The following is a 23,486-nucleotide window of genomic DNA, read 5'->3' on the forward strand; positions in this document are numbered from 1 at the left end:
GTCAGCTGAGACCGACTCAGATGTCGAGGAAGCGAACGTCCTTGGCGTTGCGCTGGATGAACGAGCGCCGCGCCTCGACGTCCTCGCCCATCAGCACCGAGAAGAGGTCGTCGGCCTGGGCGGCGTCGTCCAGGGTGACCTGGCCGAGCACCCGGTGCTCGACGTCCATGGTGGTGACGCGCAGCTCCTCGGCGTTCATCTCGCCCAGACCCTTGAAGCGCTGGATCGAGTCCTCGCGGATCCGCTTGCCGTTCTGCTTGCCCAGCTCGACGAGCGCGTCGCGCTCGCGGTCCGAGTAGGCGTACTCGAAGTCGTCCCGGCCCCACTTGATCTTGTACAGCGGGGGACGGGACAGGTAGACGTGACCGGCCTCGACCAACGGGCGCATGAAGCGGAAGAGGAAGGTCAGCAGCAGCGTGTTGATGTGCTGGCCGTCGACGTCGGCGTCCGCCATCAGGATGATCTTGTGATAGCGGAGCTTCTCGATGTCGAAGTCCTCGTGGACACCGGTGCCGAAGGCGGAGATCAGCGCCTGGACCTCGGTGTTCTGCAGGATCTTGTCGACCCGGGCCTTCTCGACGTTCAGGATCTTGCCGCGGATCGGCAGGATGGCCTGGTACATCGGGTTGCGGCCGGACTTGGCCGAGCCGCCGGCGGAGTCACCCTCGACGATGAAGATCTCGCACTTGGTCGGGTCGTTCGACTGGCAGTCGGACAGCTTGCCCGGCAGCGACGCCGACTCCAGGAGGCCCTTGCGGCGGGTCAGGTCGCGGGCCTTGCGCGCGGCCACGCGCGCGGTGGCGGCGTTGATGCCCTTGCGGATGATGTCCGCGGCCTCGACGGGGTTGCGGTCGAACCAGTCCGTGAGGTGCTCGTGGACGACCTTCTGGACGAAGGTCTTCGCCTCGGTGTTGCCGAGCTTCGTCTTGGTCTGGCCCTCGAACTGCGGCTCGCCGAGCTTGACCGAGATGATCGCGGTCAGACCCTCGCGGATGTCGTCGCCGGTGAGGTTGTCGTCCTTCTCGCGGAGCAGCTTCTTGTCGCGCGCGTACTTGTTGACGAGCGTCGTCAGCGCCGCGCGGAAGCCCTCCTCGTGCGTACCGCCCTCGTGGGTGTGGATCGTGTTGGCGAAGGAGTACACACCCTCGCTGTACGAGGAGTTCCACTGCATCGCGATCTCGACCGAGAGCGTGCGCTCCTTGTCCTCGGCCTCGACGTCGATGACGCTGGGGTGGATCAGCTCGCCCTTGCGCGAGTTGAGGTACGTCACGAAGTCGACGATGCCGCCCTCGTAGTGGTACTTCACCGTACGGGCGGCGGGCTCGGCGGCCGCCTCGGCGTCCGGGTCGTCGGCGCCCACGGTCGCCTTCGCGGACTCGCGCTCGTCGGTGAGCGTGATGGTGAGGCCCTTGTTGAGGAAGGCCATCTCCTGGAAGCGGCGCGAGAGCGTCTCGAAGGAGTACTCGACCGTCTCGAAGATGTCCGGGTCGGACCAGAAGGTGACCGAGGTGCCGGTCTCGCCGGTGGCCTCGTGCTGCGCGAGGGGCGCGGTCGGGACGCCCATCTTGTAGTCCTGCGTCCAGCGGTGGCCGTCGGTCTTGATCTCGACGGAGACCTTCGTGGACAGCGCGTTCACGACGGAGACGCCGACACCGTGCAGACCGCCGGAGACGGCGTAGCCGCCGCCGCCGAACTTGCCGCCCGCGTGCAGCACGGTCAGCACGACCTCGACGGCCGGCTTGCCCTCGGAGGCCACGATGCCGACCGGGATGCCACGGCCGTTGTCGACGACACGCACGCCGCCGTCGGCCAGGATCGTCACGTCGATGGTGTCCGCGTGCCCGGCCAGGGCCTCGTCGACCGAGTTGTCGACGACCTCCTGCACCATGTGGTGCAGGCCGCGCTCGCCGGTCGAGCCGATGTACATGCCAGGGCGCTTGCGCACGGCATCCAGGCCTTCGAGGACCTGGATGTTGCTGGCGGTGTACTGGTTGTTCTCGTTGGGGTTGCCGGAATCGGCCACGAAGCGCCCTTTCTGGCACAGCACAGGCCGTTCTCCGGGCATACGGGAGCCGGCTGCGTCGTTCGACTTGTTCCGCAGGGTGGCGGGATTGTCTTCCAGTCTACCGGTACCACTGACACTCATGGGGGTTTGCCGGTACCTGAATGCTCATGTGCCGCCCTCGACGGCCCCGAGACGACTCCCCATATCCGGAGAGGGGCTCCAGAGGCCCCTGACGGCCACCTAGCGCTTCGGGTCGTAGCGCGTTGTGGTGGCGGAGGGCGAGGACCTGGCAGAGGCGAAGTGGGGGTTGGCTGTTTGTGGGCATTCGTCCCGCTTGGGCTGGGGGTCCCCCCGCCGAAGGCAGGGGGAGGGTGGGCAGAAACCCCCCAGGGCGGCGCCCGTTCCCCGCGCCTCCGCCCCGACGGACCCGCACCCGCGGTCGGTCCGGCTCAGCCGTACGTGTCCCCGGGCCCCGTAGACCCCGGCGCCCGCAGCGGCCCGTACCCCCGGCGGGGCCCGCCGGGCCCGAGCACCTTGATCATCCGCACCGTCCCGTGCCCGAGGTCCTCGTTCAGCCGCGCCACCAGCCTCGGCGCGAGCAGCCTCAGCTGCGTCGCCCACACCGTGGAATCGCACTGCACGGTGAGCACCCGCTCCTCCGGCTCCTCGTCGTACTTCAGCGGCACGCAGTGCTTCGCCAGGTCCTCGCCGACGATCTGCGGCCAGCGCCCCATGACCCCGCCCACCGCCGCCGGCGTCTCCCAGCCGCGCTCGGTGATCAGCCGGTTGATCGCGGCGCCGAGCGCCATCGGGTCGCGCCCGTCGGCGCGCGCGCCGGAGCGCAGTCCGCCGCCGCGCCGGGCCTGCTTCTTCTGCGCGGCGGCCGCGCCCCGCGCCTTCGCCTGCTCCTTGGCGGCGCGCAGCGCGACGCGGGCGAGGTCGACCCCGGTCGGCTCGGGAGCCGAAGGCTTGTCCACAGGTTGTGGAGACTGTGGGGAACTCTCGCCGTTCATCACCGCGCCGCCACCTTCTCCACCGCGCCGCCCGCCACCGCGTACCGCGTCCCCGCGAGGACTCCCGGCACGTCGTCGTCGACCGCCGCCGTCACGAGCACCTGCTCGCCCGGTGCCACCAGCTCCGCGAGCCGCTCGCGGCGCCGCGCGTCCAGCTCGGCGAAGACGTCGTCGAGGACGAGCACCGGCTCGTTGCCCTCGGCGCGCAGCAGGTCGTACGAGGCGAGGCGGAGCGCCAGCGCGTACGACCAGGACTCGCCGTGGCTCGCGTACCCCTTGGCCGGCAGGTCGCCGAGCTTGAGCAGCAGGTCGTCGCGGTGCGGTCCGACCAGCGTGACCCCGCGCTCGATCTCCTGCTTGCGTACGTCGGCGAGCGCGCCGATCAGCTGCCCGTACAGCTCCTCCCGGGTGTGCCCGGAACCGGGTGCGGAGGGCTTGTACTCCAGCTGGACCGGCCCGCCGCCGGGAGCCAGCTGCTCGTACGCCTTGTCGGCGAGCGGGCGGAGCATGCCGATGAGGTCGAGCCGCTGGGCCAGCAGCTCGGCGCCGGCCCGGGCCAGGTGCTGGTCCCACACGTCGAGCGTGGACATGTCCATGGAGCGGCCGCCGTGCCGCCGCGCCATGGCGGCGGACTTCAGGAGCGTGTTGCGCTGCTTGAGCACCCGCTCGTAGTCGGAGCGCACGCCCGCCATGCGCGGCGCGCGCGCCGTGATCAGCTCGTCGAGGAAGCGCCGGCGCTCACCGGGGTCGCCCTTGATCAGCGCCAGGTCCTCCGGCGCGAACAGCACGGTCCGTACGATGCCGAGCACGTCCCGCGGCCTGACCTGCGAGGACCTGTTGATACGGGCCCGGTTCGCGCGCCCCGGGTTGAGCTCCAGCTCGACCAGCTGGGAGCGCTCGCCCTGGGTGACGGCGGCCCGGATGACCGCCCGCTCCGCGCCCATCCGCACCAGCGGGGCATCGGAGGAGACGCGGTGGCTGCCGAGGGTGGCGAGATAGCCGACCGCCTCGACGAGATTGGTCTTGCCCTGGCCGTTCGCCCCCACGAACGCGGTGACGCCCGGATCGAGCGGAACCTCGACCCGGGCGTACGAGCGGAAGTCGGCCAGCGACAGATGCGTGACGTGCATGGTGGGCGCCGACCTTCCCCCGGCTGCTGTGCACCGCGGGGTGCACAGCCTGTGGATTACTTCTTCGTCTCGACCGCGTGGCCGCCGAACTGGTTGCGCAGTGCGGCGATCATCTTCATCTGCGGCGAGTCGTCCTGACGCGACGCGAACCGCGCGAACAGCGACGCGGTGATCGCCGGGAGCGGTACGGCGTTGTCGATGGCGGCCTCGACGGTCCACCGGCCCTCGCCGGAGTCCGAGGCGTAGCCGCGCAGCTTGTCCAGGTGCTCGTCCTCGTCGAGGGCGTTGACCGCGAGGTCCAGCAGCCAGGAGCGGATGACGGTGCCTTCCTGCCAGGAGCGGAAGACCTCGCGGACGTCGGTCACGGAGTCGACCTTCTCCAGGAGCTCCCAGCCCTCGGCGTAGGCCTGCATCATCGCGTACTCGATGCCGTTGTGGACCATCTTCGCGAAGTGGCCGGCGCCGACCTTGCCCGCGTGCACGGAGCCGAACTCGCCCTCGGGCTTGAGGGCGTCGAAGATCGGCTGGACCTTCGCGACGTGCTCGGCGTCGCCGCCGTACATCAGCGCGTAGCCGTTCTCCAGGCCCCAGACGCCGCCGGAGACACCGCAGTCGACGAAGCCGATGCCCTTGGCGGCGAGCTCCTCGGCGTGCTTCTCGTCGTCCGTCCAGCGGGAGTTTCCGCCGTCCACGACGATGTCGCCGGGGGAGAGCAGCTGGGCCAGCTCGTCGACGGTCGACTGGGTCGCCGCACCGGCGGGGACCATGACCCACACGACGCGCGGACCCTTGAGCTTGCCCACAAGCTCTTCGAGGCTGTGGACATCGGCGAGGTCCGGGTTGCGGTCGTATCCGACGACAGTGTGGCCGGCGCGGCGAATGCGCTCGCGCATGTTGCCGCCCATCTTGCCGAGACCGACGAGACCGAGCTCCATCAGAGATTCCTTAAGCGTCGTGTGCGGTTCGTACCCGGGTCCGAGCCTACGCCCGGACCCGCGTGCACACCTGTGGGGTCAGCCGCTCAGTCGACGCCCGAATACCGACGTCAGCCGCTCAGCCGGACCGGCATGATCAGGTACTTGTAGGCCTCGTCCGCCTCCGCGTCGAGCGCGGGCTTGCCGCTCAGGAGGGCGGGCTTGGTGGAGGTCGTGAAGGAGAGCTGGGCGACCGGGGAGTCGATGGCGCTCAGGCCGTCGAGCAGGAAGGTCGGGTTGAAGGCGATCGAGATGTCGTCGCCCTCCAGCTGCGCGTCGACGCGCTCCACAGCCTGTGCGTCGTCGCTGGAGCCGGCCTCCAGGATGAGCACGCCCTGCTCGAAGCTGAGCCGGACCGGGGTGTTGCGCTCGGCCACCAGGGCGACGCGCTTGACGGCCTCGACGAAGGGGGCGGTCTCGATCACCGCGACCGAGTTGAACTCGGTGGGGAAGAGCGTCCGGTACTTCGGCAGGTCGCCCTCGAGCAGCCGGGTGGTGGTGCGGCGGCCGGCGCCCTCGAAGCCGATCAGGCCCTCGCCCTTGCCGGAGCCGGAGAGCGCCAGGGTGACCGTGTCGCCGCTGGTGAGCGCCTTGGCGGTGTCCAGGAGGGTCTTCGCCGGCACCAGGGCGACTGCGGAGGCGTCCGGGGACTCCGGCTTCCACAGGAACTCGCGGACCGCGAAGCGGTAGCGGTCGGTGGAGGCCAGGGTGACGGTGTCGCCCTCGATCTCGATGCGCACACCGGTGAGGACGGGCAGCGTGTCGTCACGGCCGGCGGCGATGGCCACCTGCGCGGCGGCGGAGGCGAAGACCTCACCGGGGACGGTGCCGGTGGCGGTGGGCATCTCGGGCAGCGCCGGGTACTCCTCCACAGGCAGGGTGTGGAGGGTGAAGCGGGACGAGCCGCAGACCACGGTCGCCCGTACACCGTCTGTGGAGATCTCCACCGGGCGGTTGGGGAGAGCGCGGCAGATGTCGGCGAGCAGGCGGCCGGAGACCAGGACGGTGCCGTCCTCCTCGACCTCGGCCTCGACGGAGACCCGCGCCGAGACCTCGTAGTCGAAGCTGGAGAAGCTCAGCGCGCCGTCCTCGGCCTTCAGCAGAAGGCCCGCGAGTACGGGCGCCGGCGGACGGGCCGGAAGGCTGCGGGCCACCCACGCCACCGCCTCCGCGAGTACATCGCGCTCCACCCGGATCTTCACCGGAACCGCCTCCTGCTTGTTGCTGGCTCTTCGTCGACTGCGGGAACCAGTCTGACGTACGCCACCGACACTCGGTGCGGCTCGGGGTCAAGTCGCGACAACAGGTCGCCGAGGCTCCGGGCTCGAGTTGTGCACAGGCCCCGCTTCAAAGCGGATTCCGAGCTAACTATGAGTGGTCGTAGTAGTAGGGCCTGTGGAAACCGTGGATAACGTCGTCCATGCAGGTCAGACCCGGTTTTTTGTCCACCGCCCCTGTGGGTGCAGCCCGTGGAAAACCGGGGTCCGCTGTGGACACACGAAAGTTCTGCACACCCGATTCACAGGCGACGGGGAGTTCTCCCCAGTGCTGTCCCCAGCTTTCCCCAGGTTCCCCACAGCCCAAACGTCTCCCTTGGTGTGACCGCTTTCACTCGGCCCAGTGAGCCCGGGCGTTTCGTTGCCGAACAGTGGACAGGCGTGTGGAGAAGCTGTGGGCAACCGAGCCTCGCCTGTGGGTTGCCGGTGGACAACCGAATGGCGCCCCTGTGGACGAAACTTTCGTCCACAGCCTGTGGAGATCGTTTGCCAACAATTCCACAGGCCTCTGACCTGGAGTGATGGTCTGTCACCAGGTGGGCCTGTGGATGCAATCCGGATAACTCGGCAGTCCCCACCCTGTGGACGGGAGATCATCCCCCAATCTGTGGAGAACCCGCCACCGCACCTCACTAATCGAACAGCGCCGCCGCGCCGAAGCGGCTCCGGGGACGCTGAAACGCCTCCGGGAACGCTGAAACGGCTCCGCGAACGCCGAAGGGCGCCGCGGATCTCTACCCGGGGCGCCCTTCGGCGATGCGGCGGCGTCAGCCTGGCGCGTCAGCAGCCTGGCACGTCAGCCGTTCTTGATGCGGTTGGTCAGCTCGGTGACCTGGTTGTAGATGGAGCGCCGCTCCGCCATCAGCGCGCGGATCTTGCGGTCGGCGTGCATCACGGTGGTGTGGTCGCGACCGCCGAACTGCGCGCCGATCTTCGGCAGCGACAGGTCCGTGAGCTCCCGGCACAGATACATGGCGATCTGGCGCGCGGTGACGAGCACCCGGCTGCGCGAGGAGCCGCACAGGTCCTCGACGGTCAGCCCGAAGTAGTCCGCCGTGGCCGCCATGATCGCGCCGGCCGTGATCTCCGGCGCCGTGTCCTCGCCACCCGGGATCAGGTCCTTGAGGACGATCTCGGTCAGCCCGAGGTCCACCGGCTGCCGGTTGAGGCTCGCGAAGGCGGTGACGCGGATCAGCGCGCCCTCCAGCTCACGGATGTTCCGCGAGATCCGGGAGGCGATGAACTCCAGTACCTCCGGCGGGGCGTTCAGCTGCTCCTGGACCGCCTTCTTGCGCAGGATCGCGATCCGCGTCTCCAGCTCCGGCGGCTGCACATCGGTGGTCAGGCCCCACTCGAAGCGGTTGCGGAGCCGGTCCTCCAGGGTCACCAGCTGCTTCGGCGGCCGGTCCGAGGACAGCACGATCTGCTTGTTGGCGTTGTGGAGCGTGTTGAAGGTGTGGAAGAACTCCTCCTGCGTCGACTCCTTGCTCGCGAGGAACTGGATGTCGTCGACCAGCAGGATGTCCACGTCGCGGTAGCGCTTGCGGAACGCGTCGCCCTTGCCGTCGCGGATCGAGTTGATGAACTCGTTGGTGAACTCCTCGGAGCTCACGTACCGCACCCGGGTGCCCGGGTAGAGGCTGCGCGCGTAGTGCCCGATCGCATGGAGCAGGTGGGTCTTGCCGAGGCCCGACTCGCCGTAGATGAAGAGCGGGTTGTACGCCTTCGCCGGCGCCTCGGCCACGGCGACCGCGGCCGCGTGGGCGAAGCGGTTCGAGGAACCGATGACGAAGGTGTCGAAGAGGTACTTGGGGTTGAGCCGCGCGTGCTGCTCGCCCGGCGCGCCCGCTCCGGCGCCCTGGCCGGACGAGGAGCCGCCGAGGCCGGACCCGCCGCCCATGCCGGTCGAGCCGGCGCCCGGCCGCGGGCCGTGCGCCCCGGGACCGCCGTGCGTCCCCGGGCGGCCGTGGCCGCCGGGGCCGGACGGGCCGTCGGTGTCCGGGAGTTCGGCCCGCTCGGGGCGCGGCGGGTTCTGCTCGTACGGCGGGCGCTCGTCGTACCGCGGCTGCTGGGGCTGCTGCGGGCGGGGCGACGCGTACGGGTCGCGCTCCTGGAAGCCGCCGAGCCGCTGCTGCTGCCAGGAGATGTCCTCCTGGGCGCGCGGCCAGACGCCCGGGTCGGGGCGCTGCTGCTGGTACTCGGGGTACGCGGGGCGGGCGGTCGGCAGCCCGTCGTCGGGCATCGGGCGCCCGTACTCGTCGTACTTCTCGTACGCGTCGTATCCGCCGTACGGCTGCGGGGCCGGCCGGGTGGGCGGCGCGGGCGCGGGCGGCTCGCCCGCGGAGTCGTCGACGGTGATCGCGATCCGGATCGGGCGGCCGCAGGCGCGGCTGAGGGCCTCGCTGATCAGCGGGGCGAGCCGGCCCTCGAGGACCTGCTTGCCGTATTCGTTGGGCACGGCGAGCAGGGCGGTGTCGGCCACCAGTGCGAGCGGCTGGCAGCGCTCGATCCACTGCTTGTCCTTGGACTCGATGCCCTGCTGGCCTTCGCCGAGGAGCTGTTCGAGGACGCGCGGCCACACTGCGGCAAGATCGGCAGGTACGTCAGCCACGGGGCACGCTTCCTCATTGGTCCCACGAAGGTGTGGTTCTGCGGGACGGTGGGTCGAAGTCCGGAAGGACAGGTAAGGACAGAACGGAAAAGATTGCGGAGTCCAGCCACGGTAGTCGGGGCGGCTGACGTGGTTCAAGTTGTTGTCCACAGCCTGTGCACAGAGGGCCCCGTCGACCAGTCGGTTTGACCGGATGGCGTAGCCCCACGTACCGTAACCAGGTCGAGTTGTCGATGGCTGCTGCCGCCTGCCTCCGATGGGCGAAGATCACCATATGTGATCGCGAAGCGGTGCACTCGGGCGAATGCGAGAGCTACTCGTGGGCGCACGGTGACAGCCAGGCGATGTCCCGCCACCACCGAATGATTTCTGGAGCCCCCGAGTGAGCAAGCGCACCTTCCAGCCGAACAACCGTCGTCGCGCGAAGACCCACGGCTTCCGCCTGCGCATGCGCACCCGTGCCGGCCGCGCCATCCTGGCGAACCGCCGTGCCAAGGGTCGCGCGAGCCTGTCCGCCTGATCTGTCTTCGCAGGTCATGACGTGCTGCCTACCGAGAATCGGCTGAGGCGGCGCGAGGACTTCGCGACCGCGGTACGAAGAGGACGCCGGGCTGGACGCCCGCTCCTCGTCGTCCATCTACGCAGCGGTGCAACGGACCCGCACGCGCCTGGGGAGAGCGCTCCCCCGACGCGTGCGGGTTTCGTCGTGAGCAAGGCCGTAGGCGTAGCGGTCGTCCGCAACCAGGTGAAGCGTCGTCTCCGCCACCTCGTGCGCGAGCGACTCACTTTGCTTCCCCCCGGTAGCCTGGTGGTCGTACGGGCGTTGCCCGGAGCCGGTGACGCCGACCACGATCAGCTGGCCCGAGACCTGGACGCCGCTCTTCAGCGGTTGCTGGGAGGGGGCACGCGATGAAGTACCCGCTGCTGGCTCTCATCAAGCTGTACCAGTGGACGATCAGCCCGCTCCTGGGTCCCGTCTGCCGGTACTACCCGTCGTGTTCCCACTACGGATTCACGGCCATCGACCGGCATGGCGCGATCAAGGGCACTGCCCTGACCGCCTGGCGCATCCTGCGGTGCAATCCGTGGTCGCCCGGCGGCGTGGACCATGTTCCCCCGCGCAAGCGGCCGCGTTGGCACGAGATGCTGCGTACCGCCCTGCGTGGAGACAAGGGCGGGTCCTCCGCCGAGACGAGCCCGGCCGCAGAGACCTCGCCCAATGCTCAAGGAGCCTGATTAGTGGACACGATTGCCAATTTTTTCAGCTTCATCACCACACCTGTCTCATGGGTGATCGTCCAGTTCCACAAGCTGTACGGGGCGATCTTCGGCCCTGACACGGGCTGGGCCTGGGGCCTGTCGATCGTGTCCCTCGTGGTGCTGATCCGTATCTGCCTGATCCCGCTCTTCGTGAAGCAGATCAAGTCGACGCGGAACATGCAGGCGCTCCAGCCGAAGATGAAGGCGATCCAGGAGCGCTACAAGAGCGACAAGCAGCGTCAGTCCGAAGAGATGATGAAGCTGTACAAGGAGACGGGTACCAACCCGCTCTCCTCGTGCCTTCCCATCCTGGCGCAGTCGCCGTTCTTCTTCGCCCTGTACTCGGTGCTCTCGCACATCGCCGAGGGCAAGACGATCGGCGTCATCAACCAGTCGCTGCTCGACAGCGCGCGTCAGGCCCACATCTTCGGTGCGCCGCTGGCCGCCAAGTTCACGGACAGCGCCGAGAAGGTCGAGGCCCTCGGTGCCTCGATCACCGATGTCCGCATCGTCACCGCGGTCATGATCGTCCTGATGTCGGCCTCGCAGTTCTTCACCCAGCGCCAGCTGATGATGAAGAACGTCGACCTCTCCGTGAAGACCCCGTACATGCAGCAGCAGAAGATGCTCATGTACATCTTCCCGGTGATCTTCGCGGTCATGGGCATCAACTTCCCCGTCGGTGTCCTCGTCTACTGGCTGACCACCAACGTGTGGACCATGGGCCAGCAGATGTACGTGATCAACCAGAACCCGACTCCGGGCAGCAAGGCCCAGGACGCCTATCTGCAGCGTCTGCTCAAGAGCGTCTCCCACCACGGTGAGGTCCGCGGCCGCCGCCGCAAGAACATCGTGAAGGCCATCGTCGCCAAGGGCAGCGACCGCAACGACAACGAGCGCCGCTTCTTCGCGGGCCTGGCCAAGGCCGGCTTCGCCGCCCAGGTCGACGGCACCGTGCTCAAGAGCGACACCGCGGTCGCCGAGGCGGAGGGTGGTGCCGCCACCCGGCGCCAGCAGCCCAAGCGGCAGACCAAGGCGCAGCGCCAGTCCGGCGGTGGCCACCAGCCCCAGGCGAAGGACGCCGACGCGGCGGACGAGCCCCAGGACGCGGCGCCCGGCGACACGACTCCCTCGCTGGAGAAGAAGCCCCAGTCCCCGGCCAAGGGCACCAAGGCGGGTTCCGCCGATGACCAGGCCACCGGCGACAAGCCGGCCCGGCCGAGCCGCGCCAACTCCGGCGGCTCCCGCCAGGGCCAGGGCAAGTCCGGCCAGCGCAAGGGCCAGCAGCGGCCCAAGCACCCCTCCTCCAAGAAGTAAGCCTCCACGAAGCAAGAAGGAGTCCATCCGTGACGGAAGGCACCACCTCCGCCGCCGAGGGTGGCGACACCCTGACCCGCCTGGAGCAGGAGGGTGAGATCGCGGCCGACTACCTCGAGGGCCTGCTCGACATCGCCGATCTCGACGGCGACATCGACATGGACGTCGAGGCGGACCGGGCCTCGGTCTCGATCATCAGCGATTCCGGCAGCCGCGACCTGCAGAAGCTGGTCGGCCGCGACGGAGAGGTGCTGGAGGCCCTTCAGGAGCTCACCCGGCTCGCCGTCCACCGCGAGACCGGTGACCGCAGCCGCCTGATGCTCGACATCGCGGGCTTCCGCGCCAAGAAGCGGACCGAGCTCGCCGAGCTGGGCGCCAAGGCGGCGGAGGAGGTCAAGGCCTCCGGCGAGCCGGTGAAGCTGGACCCGATGACCCCGTTCGAGCGCAAGGTCGTGCACGACGCGGTTGCCGCCGCCGGTCTGCGCAGCGAGTCCGAGGGCGAGGAGCCGCAGCGCTTCGTCGTCGTGCTTCCTGCCTGAACCTCCTCGTAGGATCGGCCCCGTCTGTTCGCAGGCGGGGCCGAACTTTGTCAGCCTGATAGTCAGCCACACAGTGCGCTCGCGCGGTATGCGTGCGGTACGGAAGGACGGTTCCCCGTGACGGAGGCAGCGGAGCTTCCCCAGGCGCCGGAGCAGGCGCGGACGGTCTTCGGCGAGTACTTCCCGGAGGCGGTCCGTTACGCGGAGCTCCTGGCGGACGCCGGGGTCAAGCGGGGCCTCATCGGCCCCCGCGAGGTGCCCCGGCTGTGGGAGCGCCATCTCCTGAACTGCGCCGTGCTCTCCGAGGTCGTCCCCCAGGGCGTCACGGTGTGCGATGTCGGCTCGGGCGCCGGCCTGCCCGGTATCCCGCTGGCCCTGGTGCGTCGCGATCTGAAGATCACGCTCCTGGAGCCGCTGCTCCGGCGCACCACCTTCCTCCAGGAAGTCGTCGAGCTGCTCGGCCTCGACCATGTGACCGTGGTCCGCGGCCGTGCCGAGGAGATGCTCGGCAAGCTGCCGCCCGTGCATGTGGTGACCGCCCGCGCCGTGGCACCGCTCGACCGGCTGGCCGGCTGGGGCGTGCCGCTGCTGCGCCCCTACGGCGAGATGCTCGCGCTCAAGGGCGACACGGCGGAGGAGGAGATCGACGGTGCCCGCGCCGCGCTCGCGAAGCTGGGTGTCGTGGAGGCCTCCGTGCTGCAGGTGGGCGAGGGCGTCGTCGACCCGATGACCACGGTCGTCCGGGTCGAGGTGGGCGAGAGCCCCGGCGGTGTGCGCTTCGCCGCGAAGCGCGCCAAGGCCGCCCGCACCAGCCGCCCCCGCCGGCGCCGCTGAGCGGGTTCGTCGCCACCCACTGATCCGTACAAGCTGCGATACGTACAGATTTCGGAGTGTCGGGCGGTTCCGGCCCTGCGGCGCGTGCATCGTGTTTCACGTGAAACGTCGCTCACTGCTGCAGGGGATCATCAGCCGCGGCCGCGCGGCTGCCACGCCCCGGGACCGCAAGCCTCCGGCGAAACCACCCGTGAGGGTTAGAGGGTTGTCCACAGAGGTGGATTCATCCACAGAACCACGGGCCTCGCTGGTTCACGACCCCGAAAGCATGGCAGGCTCTGTTCATCGCGAGCCTGAAGCCGAGGAGAGTGAATCCTTGCGGTCCGACGCCAACATCGCGGGACCGATGACCGATCCGGTCCCCGGTCCCCGAACCGAATCGGTGGGGATGGATGTTTCACGTGAAACACCGCCCCCGATGGACGACACCCCCATTGGCCGTGCCGCCCAGCTGGCCGTAGAGGCCCTGGGCCGTGCGGGCGAGGGGCTTCCCCGGCCTGCCCAGACCCGCGTGATGGTGGTCGCCAACCAGAAGGGCGGCGTGGGCAAGACGACCACGACCGTCAATCTGGCCGCCTCGCTGGCCCTGCACGGCGCCCGCGTCCTGGTCGTCGACCTCGACCCGCAGGGCAACGCCTCCACGGCACTGGGCATCGACCACCACGCCGAGGTCCCCTCGATCTACGACGTGCTGGTGGAGAGCAAGCCGCTCGCCGAGGTCGTCCAGCCCGTCCGCGATGTCGAGGGTCTCTTCTGCGCTCCCGCCACCATCGATCTGGCCGGTGCCGAGATCGAGCTGGTGTCGCTGGTGGCGCGGGAGAGCCGGCTGCAGCGAGCGATCCAGGCCTACGAGCAGCCGCTCGACTACATCCTGATCGACTGCCCGCCCTCCCTCGGTCTGCTCACGGTCAACGCCCTGGTGGCGGGGGCCGAGGTACTGATCCCGATCCAGTGCGAGTACTACGCGCTGGAAGGCCTGGGGCAGCTGCTGCGGAACGTCGACCTGGTGCGGGGGCACCTCAACCCGACCCTGCACGTCTCGACGATCCTGCTCACCATGTACGACGGCCGGACCCGGCTCGCCTCGCAGGTCGCTGACGAGGTGCGCACCCACTTCGGCGAAGAGGTCCTGCGCACCAGCATCCCGCGCTCCGTGCGCATCTCGGAGGCGCCGAGCTACGGGCAGACCGTGCTCACCTACGACCCGGGCTCCAGCGGCGCCCTGTCGTATCTCGAAGCGGCCCGTGAGATCGCCCTGCGCGGGGTCGATCTGCACTACGACGCCACCCAGGCCCATGGGGGACAGCCTCACCCGGGTCACCAGAACAACCAGCGAATGTCGGAGGGGATCCAGTGAGCGAGCGACGTAGGGGGCTGGGACGCGGTCTCGGCGCGCTGATCCCCGCTGCTCCCCAGGAGCGGCCGGCCCCGGCCGTCGGAGTGGGTGCCATCCCTGCCGCGGCCTCTCCCGGCGCCATCCCGGCGCTCGGCTCCGACCGCGGGGTGGCCGCCGCCAAGCTGGCGACCCTGCCGGCGAGCCCGCAGTCCCCGGACTCCGTGGTGCCGGCCGCCGAACCGGAGCCGCTGCCGGAGTCCCCCGCCGGGGCGCACTTCGCCGAGCTGCCGATCGACTCGATCACGCCGAACCCGCGCCAGCCGCGTGAGGTCTTCGACGAGGACGCCCTGGCCGAGCTGATCACCTCCATCAAGGAGGTCGGTCTGCTGCAGCCCGTCGTCGTCCGGCAGTTGGGCCCCGAGCGCTACGAGCTCATCATGGGCGAGCGCCGCTGGCGGGCCTGCCGCGAGGCCGGCCTGGAGCGGATCCCGGCGATCGTGCGGGCCACCGAGGACGAGAAGCTGCTCCTGGACGCCCTCCTGGAGAACCTGCACCGGGCCCAGTTGAACCCGCTGGAGGAGGCCGCCGCCTACGACCAGCTCCTCAAGGACTTCAACTGCACCCACGACCAGCTGGCCGACCGCATCGGACGCTCGCGTCCCCAGGTCTCCAACACGCTGCGTCTGCTGCGGCTGTCCCCGCCGGTGCAGCGCCGGGTGGCCGCCGGTGTCCTGTCGGCCGGTCACGCCCGTGCCCTGCTCTCCGTGGACGACGCGGAGGTGCAGGACAAGCTGGCCTATCGGATCGTTGCCGAGGGCCTGTCGGTGCGGGCCGTCGAGGAGATCGTCACCCTGATGGGCTCGGAGTCCTCGTCTCCGGTCAAGCCCAAGGGCCCGCGGGCCGGTGCCCGGGTCTCCCCGGCGCTGCGTGATCTGGCGACCCGTCTGTCCGACCGCTTCGAGACCCGGGTGAAGGTCGACCTGGGCCAGAAGAAGGGCAAGATCGTCGTCGAGTTCGCCTCGATGGAGGATCTGGAGCGGATTCTGTCGACGCTGGCTCCGGGCGAGGGCCGGGTCATGGACCAGGGCGCGTCCGCGCAGGACGACGAGGACGGGCAGGACGTCGAGGGCTGAGTCCCGCGAGGGCTGAGTTTCCTCGTATTCGTCCCCGGGGCGGGGCGCGACCGGCATGCACCGGAACGCGCTCCGCCCTTTGCCTGTCTGCGGTATCGCCCCGATCGGCCCCTCGTTACGATTCTGAGAGGCATATTCGTACAGCGATGGCCGAAGGAAGCGAGGAACAGCCGTGGGGCGTCGGCTTGTACCGCTCACGCTGGACAACCTTCCGGATCTCCCCAAGCGATGCCGTTCCTGTGTCTTCTGGGAGCTCGATCCGGTGAGTGGCGAGGCCGCCGTGAAAGCCGGCCGCCCGGAGCTGGAGAAGGAGGCCTGGATCTCCGCCGTGCTCCTCGAATGGGGCTCCTGCGGCCGGGTGGTCTATGTCGACGACATCCCCGTCGGCTATGTGCTCTACGCGCCGCCGGCCTATGTGCCCCGCTCCACCGCCTTCCCCACGAGCCCGGTCGCCGCGGACGCCGTGCAGTTGATGACCGCGTGGATCATGCCGGGGTATCAGGGGCAGGGCCTCGGGCGGGTGATGGTGCAGACGGTCGCGAAGGATTTGCTGCGGCGGGGCTTCAAGGCGATCGAGGCCTTCGGGGACGCCCGCTGGAAAGAGCCGGCCTGTGTGCTCCCCGCCGATCATCTGCTCTCCGTGGGCTTCAAGACCGTACGGCCCCATCCGAGCTTTCCCCGGCTGCGCCTGGAGCTGAGGACGACGCTCTCGTGGAAGGAGGACGTCGAGATGGCGCTCGACCGCCTCCTCGGCGCCGTCCAGAAGGAGCCCGCGCTGCGCCCTCTCTGAGCACCCGCACCGCCCGACGGCGAAGGCCCGCCCCCTTCCGAGGGGGCGGGCCTTCGCCGTTTCACGTGAAACAGCGTGTGCCGAGCGGCAGACGTCAGGCCTTCTTGGCCTCGATGTAGTCATCGAGGTCGCGCAGGATCGCGGCCTTCGGCTTGGCGCCGACGATCGTCTTCACGACCTCGCCGTTCTGGTAGACGTTCAGCGTCGGGATCGACATGACACCGTACTTGGCGGCGATGCCCGGGTTCTCGTCGATGTTGAGCTTCACGACCTCGATCTCGTCGTGCTCGGCGGCGATGGCCTCGAGGGACGGGGCGATCTGGCGGCAGGGGCCGCACCAGGCCGCCCAGAAGTCCACGAGCACGGGCTTGTCGCTCTTGAGGACATCCTGCTCGAAGGAAGCGTCGGTCACGTTCTTCAGGGTGCCGGCCACGGCGCCCTCCTTAACTCTTCGGGGTGTGGGGTGAGGGGAGCGTAGGGGTCAGACCGCGGGGGTCTCGGCGAGCTTCTCGCTGTCAGAGAGGGCCGCGAGGAAGCGCTCGGCGTCGAGGGCGGCGGAGCAGCCGGTACCGGCGGCGGTGATGGCCTGACGGTAGGTGTGGTCGACGACGTCGCCGGCACCGAAGACGCCCGAGAGGTTGGTGCGCGTGGACGGCGCGTCGACCTTCAGGTAGCCCTCCGCGTCCAGGTCCAGCTGGCCCTTGAAGAGCTCGGTGCGCGGGTCGTGGCCCACGGCGATGAAGAGGCCCGTCACCGGGAGCTCGCTGGTCTCGCCCGTCTTGGTGTTGCGCAGGGTCAGACCGCTGAGCTTCTGGTCACCGTGGATCTCGGCGACCTCGCTGTCCCAGGCGAACTTGATCTTCGGGTCGGCGAAGGCGCGCTCCTGCATCGCCTTGGAGGCGCGCAGGCTGTCCCGGCGGTGGACGATGGTGACCGACTTGGCGAAGCGCGAGAGGAAGGTGGCCTCCTCCATCGCGGTGTCGCCGCCGCCGACCACGGCGATGTCCTGGTCCCGGAAGAAGAAGCCGTCGCAGGTGGCGCACCAGGAGACACCGCGGCCGGACAGGGTGTCCTCGTTGGGCAGGCCGAGCTTGCGGTGCTGGGAGCCGGTGGTGACGATGACGGCCTTGGCGCGGTACACGTTGCCGGCGGTGTCCGTGACGGTCTTGATCTCGCCGGTGAGGTCCACGGCGACGACGTCGTCCGGCACGAGCTCGGCGCCGAAGCGCTCGGCCTGGGCCCGCATGTTGTCCATGAGGTCCGGGCCCATGATGCCGTCGCGGTAGCCGGGGAAGTTCTCGACCTCGGTCGTGTTCATCAGGGCGCCACCGGCGGTGACGGCTCCCTCGAACACGAGCGGCTGCAGCGACGCGCGAGCCGTGTAGAGCGCAGCGGTGTAACCCGCGGGCCCGGAGCCGATGATGATCACGTTACGGACGTCGCTCACGGGTTTCTTCCTCGTCTCTGCAGACTGCTACTGCCTACGGGGGCGGTCGGATCGGTCACTCTCACCCCACCCAACCGATCCTACGGGGCAAGCATTCCCGTGACCGCAGCCCGGCACGGCGCAGAGTTTCAGGAGCGCGGGACGGATTCCTTCAGCAGGACCTTGCCCGGGGTGTTTCCGCCGCCGGAGGCGCAGCCGGCGTCGACCACATAGGCCTGAACCCGGGTGCTGTCGGCGCTGTCCGGCAGCACCACGAGATAGGCGGGCGTCCCCTGGTAGTCGCCCTGCCGGAAGGCGAGGACGGGCTCTGTGCGCCCGGTGCCGGCCTTGACGCACTCGGGCAGGGCCGAGGGCAGCGCCCGCTGCTGCGGTGTGTCGCCGCCGCTCTCGGCCGACATCGACTTGGGGGCCGCGTTCTGGTCCTGCGGAGCCTTGAAGGTGCCGTTCGGGGCGAGCAGCGTTCGTACGGTGGTCGCCACCGGCTGCCCGTCGAACCGCGGGGCGCTCGCCGCGCTGACCGACCGGTCCGCGGTGCTGTCAGGGCTCGACTGGACGAAGAACACACCCAGGCCCAGGGCGGCGACGCCGAACACGGTCCCGAGGACCGCGACCCGGCGGCGCCGGGCCGTGCGGGGGCGCCCGGGGCCACGCGTGGCGGAGGGGTGCCCGGAGGGTCGGCCGCCGGCGGGAGCGGAGGGCGTGGTGCGGGTGGGCGATGTTTCACGTGAAACACGCGCCTCGGTGTCCGGCACGGTCGCGTTCAGGAGCGCCTCGGCGGCGAGGGCGGCGTCGATCCGCCCGGCGATCTCGGCCGGCATACGGGGCGGCCCGGGGAGGGTGCCCAGCAGCCCCCGGATCTCCTCCAGGGAGTCCCGTACGTCCGCACAGAGGGGACAGCCGCCGAGGTGCTGCCGTACGGCGGCGCTTCGGGTGGGCGGGAGCAGCCCCTCGGTGAGGTCGGAGATCTCCGAGACGTCCGGGTGCTGAGTCGTGTCGGCCGCGGAAGTCACGCGCGTCCACCTCCGCCCTTCACAGCCGCTGGATTGCTCGGTCCGGTATCCGTCGGTCCCGGCACCGGTGGGACGGATGCCCCCGGCGTCCGGTTCCTTCCCCGGTCCGAGGCCTCGTTACCCACCGTGTCCCCGCGCAGATGAGTGAGCATCGGCAGGAGTTTGGCCCGTCCGCGTGCACAGCGGCTCTTCACGGTCCCGGTGGGGACATCGAGGATACGAGCGGCCTCGGCGACCGGGTATCCCTGCATGTCGACGAGGACGAGCGCGGCCCGCTGTTCCCCGGGCAGGGTGGCGAGCGCGGCCAGGAGCTGGCGGTGGAGGTCCTGGCGCTCCGCGGGTGCCTCGGCGGACTCGACGGGTTCGAGGAGCTGCTCGAACCGGTCCGTGTCGTCCACGGGGGAGGTGCGCCGTGAGGCCGCCTTGCGGGCCCGGTCGAGACAGGCGTTCACGGTGATCCGGTGCAGCCAGGTCGTGACGGCCGACTGGCCCCGGAAGGTGTGGGCGGCCCGGAAGGCCGACACCAGGGCGTCCTGGACGGCGTCAGCGGCCTCCTCGCGGTCGCCGAGCGTCCGCAGGGCCACCGCCCACAGGCGGTCCCGGTGCCGGCGGACGAGCTCACCGAAGGCCTCGGGATCGCCGGCCACGTGGCAGGCCAGCAGGTCCTGGTCGCTGCGCTCGTCGCGTATGGCGTCGTCCAACGGTGAGCCCCTCCCCCCGGTGTCGTGTCAGCTGGTGATCTTGATGTCCGAGATCTCGCCCCGGAATCCGCCGGGGACGCTCGGCAGGTCGGTCAGCCAGACGAGCACATAGCGCGTCTTCACGGGCTTGGCCGGAGTGAGATTCACCTGCGTGCCCGACTGCGCGGCCTGCCTGGTGAAGTCGTCGATCCGATCGGGCTGCGAGGAGAAGTTCTCGGGAGTCGTCCGGACCTCGACCGACGTGATGCCGTGGAACGCCACCTCGACCTTGGCGACCTGCTGGACCTTGCCGAGGTCGAGGATGATGCCGACCCCGTCCTTCAGGTTGCCGAACTTCGAGTTCCGTTCGTACCGCATGGTCGTCCACGCGGTGCTCGGGTCACCGTCGTAGGTGTTCTTTATGTCCTCGGGGTTCTCCCGGCCGTCGTCGCTCTGCGGGTCGAAGTCCCGTGCGTCGACGATCGTGACCGGCTTCCCGTCCGCCGTCGGCTCCTTGTTGTCCGGCTCCTGCTGCGGCTGGGTGTTCTGCGGGGTCTCGGCGCCCTTGTCCTGGTCCAGGAGCCGGTCCGCGATCTGCCAGCTGCCGAGGCCCAGGGCGGCGATCAGGAGGGCCGAGACGGCCCACTTGAGGGCCCGGCCCGTGCGGCTCTGCAGCGGGGGCGGCGGGATCACGACGGGCTGGGCGGCCACGGGACGCTGCTGGGGGCGCCCGTAGGTGCCCTGCTGGTACGTGGTGCGCTGGTACTCCGGCGGGGCCGGGAGCGGGAACTCCGGCTCCGGCGGGCGGATGCGGGGCATCGCCGCGACGGCCTTGGCGAGCTCGTCCGGGGTGGTGCAGGGCGGCTCCTGGCGCGAGGCGGTGGCCCCGTCGTTCGCGAGGGCGCGCATGGCGATCTCGGAGAGGCCGCGGTGGACGCCGGCGCGGACCTGGTCCGGGGCGAGCAGCCCGACGCCCTTGGGAAGCCCGGAGAGGCCGTAGGCGTCGTTCTCGTACGGCCAGCGCTGGGTGAGCGCCGCGTACAGCAGGGCGCCGATCGCCTCGGTGTCCGTGCGCTGGGGGCGTTCGGCGCTGATGCCGCGCAGCGCTGCGTTCACGGCGAGGCCGCGGATGCGGTACTGGCCGGTCGAGCTGCGCAGTACGGCGCTCGGGGTGAGCCGGAGGTGGGAGAGGCCCTCGCGGTGGGCGGCGGCCATCGCCTGGGAGACCTGGCTGACGAGCTGGTAGGCGTCGTGCGGCTCCATGGGGCCGGCCGCGAGCAGCGCGGTCAGCTCGGTGGAGTCGGGCAGCCACTCGTGCACGACGTAGACGAGGTCGTTCTCCTCGACCGCGTCGAGGACCTGCACGAAGCGCGGGTCGCCGAGGAGCGCTGCGGAGCGCGCGGCGGCGAGCACGGAGCGGGCCCGGGAGTGGTCGGCGGGCAGGATGTGCACGCCGACGGCACGGCGCAGTTTCTCGTCGACGGCACGCCAGCTGCTGAATCCGTCCAGACGGGTGACGCACTCCTCCAGCCGGTACCGCCTCGCCAGCTTGTGGCCGCTGTGCAGCTCCGGTGCCGTGATGGAAGGCTGTTCGCCGTTCTTTCGTTCGCCCGCCTTGCTCTCCGTGGCCTCGGCGGTCGTGACCGCCTTCTTCTGCGCTTCCGCCACCCCGTCGGTCGCGGCCTTGTCCGCCTTGGCGGTCAGCGGGTCGTCACCGCTGTTGTCGGCCACGTCGACGGCAGCCGTGCTACGTTCCGCCACCGTCGTTCCTGCCTCCCCATCCGTTGCGCCACATCCAACAGCCATGCCAATTGTGCCCACAGTCCGGCGCTATGCACGACACGCAGCGGTGGTTGATGGTTGTGCGAACCCCGCGCGCTCGCTTCCGGTCAGCGTCCGAGCCGTCCGCGGACCATACCGACCATGGAGTTGAGCTCCGCGATCCGCATGCGCTTGGCGGCCACGAAGAACACTCCGAGCAGCACCGCACCACCCACGAGGAGCGCGACGAGCGAGCCGAGCGCGCCCTCGCCGAGCAGCTTCAACAGGCCGAAGCCGACCGCTCCGGCGACGACTGCGGCGGGCAGCGAGGCCAGGCACAGCCGTGCGTAGGTGCGCAGCACGTGCGAGCCGTCCAGGTCGCCGCCGAGGCGGTTGCGCAGCCGGCGCCAGGCGACGCCGACGCCGACCGCGTAGGCCAGGCCGTAGGAGGCGGCCATGCCGACGACGGCCCACTGGGCGGGCAGCAGGACGTAACAGACGGCCGAGGCGGCCGCGTTGACGGCGGCCACGATGACGGTGTTGTAGAAGGGCGTCCGGGTGTCCTCGTAGGCGTAGAAGCCGCGGAGCACGACGTACTGCACCGAGTAGGGGATCAGGCCGAGGCCGAAGGCCATCAGGATGAAGCCCATGCCCTGGGCGGCCTCGACGCCGCTGGAGGCGTAGAGCAGGGTGCACATCGGGACGCCGAGCGCGAGGAACGCGAAGGAGACCGGGACGATCGCGACGGCCGAGTTGCGCAGGCCCTGTGAGATGTCGTCACGGACGGCGCCCGGGTCGTCGTCGGAGGCGGCGCGGGAGATGCGCGGCAGCAGCGCGGCCATGACCGAGACGGTGATGATGGCCTGCGGCATGCCCCAGATCAGCTGGGCGTTGGAGTAGGCGAGGAAGCCGGCGCCGTTCTTGCCGGACTCCTCGCCGGCGGCGGTGGCGAGCTGGGTGACGACCAGGACACCGGCCTGGTTGGCGAGCACGAACAGCACGGTCCACTTGGCCAGCTTGACCGTCTTGCCGAGGCCGTGGCCCTTCCAGTCGAAGCGGGGGCGGAAGCGGAAACCGGTCTCGCGCAGATACGGGATCATCGCCAGGGCCTGGACGGCCAGGCCGAGCAGGGTGCCGATGCCGAGCAGCCGGATGCCCTCGTCGGGGATCGTCTGGACGCCCATGTGGGACTCGGCGGAGGTGCCGTACACCCAGATGAACAGGCCGAACGTCACGATCATCACGATGTTGTTGAGGACCGGGGTCCACATCATCGCGCCGAACTTGCCGCGAGCGTTGAGGATCTGACCCATCACCACGTGCACACCCATGAAGAAGATGGTGGGCAGGCAGTAGCGGGCGAAGGTGACGGCGACGCTGTTGGCCGCCGCGTCGTCCGCGATGGTGTTGGACATCAGCCGGATCAGCACCGGTGCGGCGAACACGGCGATCGCCACGATCGCGCCGAGCGCGACCATGACGAGGGTGAGGAGCCGGTTGGCGTAGGCCTCGCCGCCGTCCTCGTCGTTCTTCATGGAGCGGACCAACTGCGGCACGAAGACCGAGTTGAGGCCGCCGCCGACGGTGAGGATGTAGATCATCGTCGGCAGGGTGTAGGCGACGGTGAAGGTGTCACCGAGGAGTGCGGCGCCGAGGGCGCCGGTGATGACCAGGCTGCGGACGAAGCCGGTGAGCCGGGAGACGAGGGTGCCGGCGGCCATCACGGCGCTCGACTTGAGCAGCCCGGAGGCGCGGCCGGCCTTCTTCGGGGCGGGCGCGGGCATGGGGTTCGGCTCCGGAGCGGGCGGCGGCACCTGGCCGGGGGCCTGCTGGTCCCGGTAGAGGTGGGCGAACGCGTCGGGCTCCGGCTGCTCCTCCCCCGCATGGGTCACCAGGTCGTCGACGCCGGTGAACTGGACCGTGCGGGCGTCGTCGCCGTACGGCAGATGGCGTGAGGGGCCGTCCGGCTCGGGCGCGGGCGTCTGGGCCCACACCCGGGGGTCCGGGGCGTGCTGGGGCGCGGCGGGCTGCTGGTAGAGCGGCTGCGGCTCCGCGTAGGTGCCCGGTGGGGGCGGCGGGTGCGCGGCGCGGTCGTAGAGCGCCTCGGTCACCGGATCCTGGGCGGCCAGGTCACGGGCCTGGTAAGGGTCGTGGGTGTAGGCGTCCTGGACGTACGGGTCCTGGGCGTAGGGCTGCTGCTGATCCGGTGCGTACGGGTCAGGGGCGGCCTGCTGCGGCGGTGGCACCGGCGCAGGGCCGGGTGCCGCGGGCGTGCCACCGGACGGCGTGGTGCCACCCGCGCCCTGACCGCGGTCACCGTCGTACGGCGCGTTCATGGTTACCCCACCTCATCGTCTCCGGCCGACCGG

At 70.0% G+C, this 23,486-nt stretch carries 21 protein-coding genes; 9 read left to right on the plus strand and 12 right to left on the minus strand.

Features of this window, described 5'->3' with window-relative positions:
• Window positions 1-16: 16 nt before the first annotated feature.
• The 6 genes from gyrB to dnaA form a co-directional block, all read right to left on the minus strand.
• Window positions 17-2,047, minus strand: coding sequence for a DNA topoisomerase (ATP-hydrolyzing) subunit B (gene gyrB / locus JAO84_RS17865; protein ID WP_370413781.1), 2,031 nt, complete (start codon window positions 2,045-2,047; stop codon window positions 17-19).
• Between the two features lie 407 nt (window positions 2,048-2,454).
• A complete protein-coding gene (locus tag JAO84_RS17870) occupies window positions 2,455-3,018 on the minus strand; it encodes a DUF721 domain-containing protein (protein WP_370413782.1) in 564 nt (187 codons plus the stop codon).
• The gene (gene recF, locus JAO84_RS17875) at window positions 3,018-4,148 is read right to left on the minus strand and encodes a DNA replication/repair protein RecF (protein ID WP_370413783.1); all 1,131 of its coding nucleotides are present in this window, start codon (window positions 4,146-4,148) and stop codon (window positions 3,018-3,020) included. Before recF ends, JAO84_RS17870 begins: the two co-directional genes overlap by 1 nt.
• Window positions 4,149-4,204: 56 nt before the next feature.
• Window positions 4,205-5,083 carry a phosphogluconate dehydrogenase (NAD(+)-dependent, decarboxylating) gene (gene gnd / locus JAO84_RS17880; RefSeq protein WP_265861417.1) on the minus strand — a complete coding sequence of 293 codons (879 nt, stop codon included), beginning with the start codon at window positions 5,081-5,083 and terminating at the stop codon, window positions 4,205-4,207.
• A 110-nt stretch (window positions 5,084-5,193) separates the two neighbouring features.
• A complete protein-coding gene (dnaN, locus tag JAO84_RS17885; RefSeq protein WP_015034855.1) occupies window positions 5,194-6,324 on the minus strand; it encodes a DNA polymerase III subunit beta in 1,131 nt (376 codons plus the stop codon).
• 871 nt (window positions 6,325-7,195) lie between these two features.
• Complete coding sequence (gene dnaA / locus JAO84_RS17890) at window positions 7,196-9,010, minus strand: chromosomal replication initiator protein DnaA (RefSeq protein WP_370413784.1); 1,815 nt, start codon at window positions 9,008-9,010, stop codon at window positions 7,196-7,198.
• A gap of 382 nt (window positions 9,011-9,392) precedes the next feature.
• Here dnaA and rpmH point away from each other — a divergent pair, with 382 nt between their 5' ends.
• The 9 genes from rpmH to JAO84_RS17935 all read left to right on the plus strand — a co-directional run bounded on the left by rpmH (window position 9,393) and on the right by JAO84_RS17935 (window position 16,219).
• Entirely contained in the window at window positions 9,393-9,530 is a 138-nt protein-coding gene (rpmH, locus tag JAO84_RS17895; protein WP_015659252.1) for a 50S ribosomal protein L34, read from the plus strand.
• Between the two features lie 21 nt (window positions 9,531-9,551).
• Window positions 9,552-9,923 (plus strand): ribonuclease P protein component, encoded by a 372-nt coding sequence (gene rnpA, locus JAO84_RS17900; protein WP_265861413.1) that lies wholly within the window; start codon window positions 9,552-9,554, stop codon window positions 9,921-9,923.
• Complete coding sequence (gene yidD / locus JAO84_RS17905) at window positions 9,920-10,246, plus strand: membrane protein insertion efficiency factor YidD (protein WP_265861412.1); 327 nt, start codon at window positions 9,920-9,922, stop codon at window positions 10,244-10,246. Before rnpA ends, yidD begins: the two co-directional genes overlap by 4 nt.
• A 3-nt stretch (window positions 10,247-10,249) precedes the next feature.
• Complete coding sequence (gene yidC, locus JAO84_RS17910) at window positions 10,250-11,587, plus strand: membrane protein insertase YidC (protein ID WP_370413785.1); 1,338 nt, start codon at window positions 10,250-10,252, stop codon at window positions 11,585-11,587.
• Window positions 11,588-11,616: 29 nt separating this feature from the next.
• Window positions 11,617-12,126, plus strand: coding sequence for a R3H domain-containing nucleic acid-binding protein (locus JAO84_RS17915; protein WP_265861410.1), 510 nt, complete (start codon window positions 11,617-11,619; stop codon window positions 12,124-12,126).
• Window positions 12,127-12,243: 117 nt separating this feature from the next.
• The gene (gene rsmG / locus JAO84_RS17920; protein WP_370413786.1) at window positions 12,244-12,960 is read left to right on the plus strand and encodes a 16S rRNA (guanine(527)-N(7))-methyltransferase RsmG; all 717 of its coding nucleotides are present in this window, start codon (window positions 12,244-12,246) and stop codon (window positions 12,958-12,960) included.
• Window positions 12,961-13,228: 268 nt separating this feature from the next.
• On the plus strand, window positions 13,229-14,317 hold the full coding sequence (locus tag JAO84_RS17925) for a ParA family protein (RefSeq protein ID WP_370413787.1): 1,089 nt from the start codon (window positions 13,229-13,231) through the stop codon (window positions 14,315-14,317).
• The gene (locus JAO84_RS17930) at window positions 14,314-15,429 is read left to right on the plus strand and encodes a ParB/RepB/Spo0J family partition protein (protein WP_370413788.1); all 1,116 of its coding nucleotides are present in this window, start codon (window positions 14,314-14,316) and stop codon (window positions 15,427-15,429) included. The genes JAO84_RS17925 and JAO84_RS17930 overlap by 4 nt, the downstream gene beginning before the upstream one ends.
• 172 nt (window positions 15,430-15,601) lie before the next feature.
• A complete protein-coding gene (locus JAO84_RS17935) occupies window positions 15,602-16,219 on the plus strand; it encodes a GNAT family N-acetyltransferase (RefSeq protein ID WP_265861403.1) in 618 nt (205 codons plus the stop codon).
• Between the two features lie 94 nt (window positions 16,220-16,313).
• Here JAO84_RS17935 and trxA read toward each other — a convergent pair whose 3' ends face one another.
• The 6 genes from trxA to murJ form a co-directional block, all read right to left on the minus strand.
• Window positions 16,314-16,652, minus strand: coding sequence for a thioredoxin (gene trxA, locus JAO84_RS17940; protein WP_265861402.1), 339 nt, complete (start codon window positions 16,650-16,652; stop codon window positions 16,314-16,316).
• Between the two features lie 48 nt (window positions 16,653-16,700).
• Window positions 16,701-17,666 (minus strand): thioredoxin-disulfide reductase, encoded by a 966-nt coding sequence (gene trxB / locus JAO84_RS17945; protein ID WP_370413789.1) that lies wholly within the window; start codon window positions 17,664-17,666, stop codon window positions 16,701-16,703.
• A gap of 128 nt (window positions 17,667-17,794) precedes the next feature.
• Complete coding sequence (locus JAO84_RS17950; protein WP_370413790.1) at window positions 17,795-18,676, minus strand: hypothetical protein; 882 nt, start codon at window positions 18,674-18,676, stop codon at window positions 17,795-17,797.
• Complete coding sequence (gene sigM / locus JAO84_RS17955) at window positions 18,673-19,377, minus strand: RNA polymerase sigma factor SigM (protein ID WP_370413791.1); 705 nt, start codon at window positions 19,375-19,377, stop codon at window positions 18,673-18,675. The genes JAO84_RS17950 and sigM overlap by 4 nt, the downstream gene beginning before the upstream one ends.
• 27 nt (window positions 19,378-19,404) lie before the next feature.
• Complete coding sequence (locus tag JAO84_RS17960; RefSeq protein ID WP_370413792.1) at window positions 19,405-21,117, minus strand: serine/threonine protein kinase; 1,713 nt, start codon at window positions 21,115-21,117, stop codon at window positions 19,405-19,407.
• A 128-nt stretch (window positions 21,118-21,245) separates the two neighbouring features.
• Window positions 21,246-23,453 carry a murein biosynthesis integral membrane protein MurJ gene (murJ, locus tag JAO84_RS17965; protein ID WP_370413793.1) on the minus strand — a complete coding sequence of 736 codons (2,208 nt, stop codon included), beginning with the start codon at window positions 23,451-23,453 and terminating at the stop codon, window positions 21,246-21,248.
• Window positions 23,454-23,486 lie beyond the last annotated feature (33 nt).

This window comes from Streptomyces fradiae (genome assembly GCF_041270065.1).
In the GTDB taxonomy this organism is placed as follows: domain Bacteria; phylum Actinomycetota; class Actinomycetes; order Streptomycetales; family Streptomycetaceae; genus Streptomyces.